This is a genomic window from Pseudomonas sp. KB_15 (assembly GCF_052114525.1).
In the GTDB taxonomy this organism is placed as follows: Bacteria; Pseudomonadota; Gammaproteobacteria; order Pseudomonadales; family Pseudomonadaceae; genus Aquipseudomonas.
Genome location: NZ_JBFREX010000092.1, coordinates 1 through 3,968, shown reverse-complemented (window position 1 = coordinate 3,968; position 3,968 = coordinate 1). Strand labels below are relative to the sequence as shown.

Sequence of the window (3,968 nt, the reverse complement as noted above, 5' to 3'; positions counted from 1 at the left end):
GGGCAAGCCCGCTCCCACAGGGTTACTGGTTGATCATAGATTATGTGTACAACGCAGTTTCCTGTGGGAGCGGGCTTGCCCCGGGCGGCGTTCCGACGAAGGCGTCATCACCGACGCCACATAACCCTCAGACTATTTACCCAGCGAAATCTTCGGCGCCCAGCCCAGCCATTCCTCTTCAAACTTGTCGAACAACGCAAACGTCTGCTCCGCTCGCGCCGGGCTGCCCATGCGCTCGCCGTCCGGCGTGGCGAAGGCGACACCGCCCTGAATCATCGTTTCCAGGGATTCAGTACGCACCGTTGCGCCTTTGAACAGACCGACATCGAAGTCGAAACCGCTGGTGTTCCAGAACCGTGTACCGCTGCGCACCAGTGGCGCGTACTTCGGCTCGATCAGGATATGGATCAGCACGCGATCAGCGGTCTGCCCCAGTTCATAACCAGTCACCTTGCCCACTGTAATTTCGCGATACGTCACCGGCACACCGGCCTTCAGCGAACCACGACGAGCGGCGCTCAGCACCAGACTCAATCCCTCCTCCTGCCTGGCAGTTTCCGGCGCAGTGGCCAATGCGACAAAGTTCTTCTGCGGTCCCAGATTTTTCGGCGCCGGTTGCACCTCGATGTATTGCCCGGTCACCAGGGTTTCAAGGTTGGACGTCTTGATCAGCCCCAGTTCAGGCTTGACCACCCAGAACTGACTACCGACCCGGGCGATGCGCTCCGGTACTTCGGTAATCCGCGCGGTCAGCAGCACCGATTGCAGATCCTCGCTCAGATCAACGTCTTCCACCTTGCCGACATCCAGCCCCTTGAAACGAATCGGAGTGCCGGTACGCAAGCCATCAGCGCGATCGAGCTTGATCGTGATGACTTCGCCTTTCTGCGTGGCCTCTTCATGGTTCGCGAACAGACGGAAACGTGGAACACGCTTTTGCAACGGGGCTTTGTCTCGTGGGGTCTCGAAGGCAATGCCGCCGGCCATCAAGCTCTGCAACGACTCGCTTTTAACCTGGACCCCACCGGTCAGCCCGCCCGTGAGGGTGATGCCACTGGCGTTCCAGAAGCGCGTCGAAGCGTTGACCAGGCCTTCGTATTCCTTCTCGATGTGCACACCAATGATCAGTTGTTTCCTGGTGCGTGAGAACTGATAGCTCTGCACGGAGCCGACTTTAACCTGCTTGTAGAGAACCGGGCTGCCGACTTCCAGCGAGCCGAGATTTTCCGTGAACAACACCAGGTGCAGACCCGGTGCACGCAGATCCAGCGGCGGCGCCTTGGCTCGTGCCACAAACTCCCGTTGTGGTGCCGAACCCTTGTCGCCAGGTCGCACAGCGATGTAGTTGCCTTTGACCAACGCCTCGAGGCCGGTAATGCCCGCCAGGGAAATCGACGGTTTGACCACCCAGAATTGGGTGCCTTCGACCAGGTAATCCTCGGCCAACGGGTCCATCGTCAACTCGGCGGTGGCCCCGGACAGGTCAGGATCGACCTTCAGCGCCTTGAGATTGCCGACCTGAATACCTTTGTACATCACCGGCGTACGACCGGCCTGCAAGCCTTCGAAGTCACTGAGCTTGACCTTGACCCGGATACCCGCCGCCGCTGCATCGAAGTCTTCGTAGAGTCTGAACGGCAGGCTTGGGTCGGTAGGCGGGCTGTCCTTGCGGTTTTCAGGCGTAGCGAATGCAATACCACCGGCGACGATGCTGGCCAACGACTCGCTGCGAACCTTCACGCCCGACAGATTGGCATCGATGCTGATGCCGCTGGCGTTCCAGAAACGTGTGTGTTTGCGCACCAGCTTGGCGTAAGTCGGCTCAATGAAGACCTTGAGCTCGACGGTGCTCTGGTCCTCGGACAACACGTAGCTCTTGATCTGGCCCACCTTGATCTGTTTGTAGAACACCGGACTGCCACGGTTCAGCGAACCCAGGCGATCGGCCTTGATGGTCAGGTGCAGACCCGGCTGGGCATCGGAGAGCGGTGGCTCCTGAGCCAGGGCCTTGAACTTGCGAACCGGTTCCCCCTCACCCGGACTGATCGCAACGTAGTTGCCCGAAACCAGCGTCTCGAGGCCAGTAATACCAGCCAGAGTCACGCTCGGCTTCACAAGCCAGAAACGCGTGCTGGTTCGCAGGTATTGCTCCACATCCTTGTTCATTTCGATGCTGGCGATCACACCTTTGGAACTGCCCTCGTCATCGAGCTTCAGGCTTTTGACCTTGCCGACCGGCATGCCTTTATAGACAACTTCGGTCTTGTTGGCCTGAATGCCTTCGCCACTCTCAAAACGCACCTGAATCTCGATTCCGGTCTCGTTATAGGCACGCCAGCCGAGCCAGCCACCGATGATCAAGGCGATCAGGGGCAACACCCAAATGGCAGACCAGTTCGAGGCCGGTCGGGTTTTCGCTACAGGCAAATCAGTCATGGTCGTCGTCCGACTCCGTGTTATCCCAAATCAGTCGGGGATCGAAAGTTACTGCGGCAAGCATCGTCAGAATCACCACCGTGGCGAAAGCGATGGCGCCAAGATTGGCTTCGATGCTGGCAAGCCGCCCAAAATTCACGACCGCCACGAGGATGGCGATCACAAAGATATCGAGCATCGACCAGCGGCCGATGAATTCAATGAAACGGTACATCCAGATACGCTGGCGAGCCGAAAGGGGCTGACGGCGCTGCACGGAAAACAGCAGCAGAGCGATGCCCACCAGCTTGAACGTGGGCACCACGATACTGGCGATAAACACCACGGCCGCAATGGGGAACATTCCGTAGTGCATCAACTCGATCACACCGGCCATGATCGTGCTGGGCGCACCTTTGCCCAGGGAGTTCACGGTCATGATCGGCAACAAATTGGCCGGTATGTAAAGAATGGCGGCTGTAATCAGCAATGCCCAGGTGCGCACCAGGCTATTCGGGCTGCGGGCATGCACCAACGCTCCGCAGCGTGTACAGACTTGCTCATCGGTATCAGCTTCCTGCCTGTTCAATTCATGACATTCCTTGCAAATCAGAATGCCTGCATCAATCGCCCGCATGGGCATCCTCTCCTGATAATGCTTGCCAGATCTGGTGAGGCGACATCACGACCTCCAGCCAGACTTGAATCAGCAACAAACCAATGAAGCACGCCAGGCCGAGGCCTACGGTGATTGCTGCCATATCTGCCAGCTTGACGATCGCCACCAGCACGCCCATGAAGTAAACCTCGAGCATCCCCCATTCGCGTATATGGTGATAAATGCGATAGAGCAACAAGCCGTAGCTGCGTCCGATATCAAAACGGATACTCAACAATACGGCCAGTTGGCACAGTAGCTTGAGCAGCGGGATCCCCATGCTGCACAGGAACACGACCACCGAAACGCTTTGCATGCCTGTGTCAAAAAGGGCGACAACACCGCTCCAGACAGTGTCTTGCGAAGATTGCCCGAGCAGATTGAGTTGCATGATGGGTAAAAAGTTCGCCGGAATAAACAACATCAAGGCGGCGATGACCAAGGCAAGGCTGCGCTGTACGACGTTGTAGCGATGGGCATAAAGCTCGTAGCCACAGCGCGGGCACAGGGCTTTTTCGCCGTGGGCGAGTTCTGGCTTACGCATCAGCAGGTCGCACTCATGACAGGCAACCAGATTGTCTAGCGGTAATTCTGACAGCCCTTGGGCGTCAACCGGATCCGGCATAAAGGCTCTGATTCTGAAAAAGTTGGGCCTATTCTAGTGCCATGGACTGAAAATAACTGTGCGAAATGTGCAACAACCAGTCCTGTTTTTTTCACGCGCAAAAACAAAACCCCTACCTGCRTACGCAGATAGGGGTTTCGGAATTTAATCTTGACGATGACCTACTCTCACATGGGGAAACCCCACACTACCATCGGCGATGCATCGTTTCACTGCTGAGTTCGGGATGGGATCAGGTGGTTCCAATGCTCTATGGTCGTCAAGAAATTC

The 3,968-nt window shown here is 57.0% G+C and carries 3 protein-coding genes and 1 rRNA gene; all 4 read right to left on the bottom strand.

Features of this window, described 5'->3' with window-relative positions:
- Positions 1-132 precede the first annotated feature (132 nt).
- Positions 133-2,436 (bottom strand): PqiB family protein, encoded by a 2,304-nt coding sequence (locus AB4Z35_RS29730; protein WP_442101121.1) that lies wholly within the window; start codon positions 2,434-2,436, stop codon positions 133-135.
- Positions 2,429-3,052: a paraquat-inducible protein A gene (locus tag AB4Z35_RS29725; RefSeq protein ID WP_007997011.1), complete on the bottom strand. Its 624-nt coding sequence runs from the start codon at positions 3,050-3,052 to the stop codon at positions 2,429-2,431. Before AB4Z35_RS29725 ends, AB4Z35_RS29730 begins: the two co-directional genes overlap by 8 nt.
- The gene (locus AB4Z35_RS29720) at positions 3,039-3,698 is read right to left on the bottom strand and encodes a paraquat-inducible protein A (RefSeq protein WP_277531788.1); all 660 of its coding nucleotides are present in this window, start codon (positions 3,696-3,698) and stop codon (positions 3,039-3,041) included. The genes AB4Z35_RS29725 and AB4Z35_RS29720 overlap by 14 nt, the downstream gene beginning before the upstream one ends.
- 148 nt (positions 3,699-3,846) lie before the next feature.
- A 5S ribosomal RNA gene (gene rrf / locus AB4Z35_RS29715) occupies positions 3,847-3,962 on the bottom strand.
- Between the last annotated feature and the right edge of the window lie 6 nt (positions 3,963-3,968).

Coding starts and splice junctions, on each gene's coding strand:
- AB4Z35_RS29730 (WP_442101121.1), bottom strand. CDS start 2,436: ATGACTGATTTGCCTGTAGCGAAAACCCGACCGGCCTCGAACTGGTCT.
- AB4Z35_RS29725 (WP_007997011.1), bottom strand. CDS start 3,052: ATGCGGGCGATTGATGCAGGCATTCTGATTTGCAAGGAATGTCATGAA.
- AB4Z35_RS29720 (WP_277531788.1), bottom strand. CDS start 3,698: ATGCCGGATCCGGTTGACGCCCAAGGGCTGTCAGAATTACCGCTAGAC.